Consider the following 234-nt stretch of genomic DNA (forward strand, 5'->3'; position numbering starts at 1 on the left):
TTGCCGACCTTGAACTAGCGCACTTGGCGCTACTAGTTTGTTTTTTCCGGGTAAAGAGATGTCGAGTCTATTAGCGATATCCCAAACGGTTTCGTTTCGGAATAAACTCATTCCAATTACAGACCACATAACAGCTTCTAGCGGTAATCGCCTTTTACGCACAGTAGCAAAACCTGCATGTTTAAATGCTTGCTCAAGAATATCAGGGTCAAAAACCTGTTTAAGTTTGTCTAG

General features: G+C 41.9%; 1 protein-coding gene. It reads right to left on the minus strand.

Translation table 11 applies throughout. From position 1 onward, the window contains the following. Window positions 1-234, minus strand: a 234-nt coding sequence (locus SB724_RS21900) for a transposase domain-containing protein (RefSeq protein ID WP_410573190.1), incomplete at both ends; no start/stop codon positions are given.

This window comes from Bacillus sp. SIMBA_031 (assembly GCF_046535225.1).
Taxonomy (GTDB): Bacteria; Bacillota; Bacilli; order Bacillales; family Bacillaceae; genus Bacillus; species Bacillus velezensis.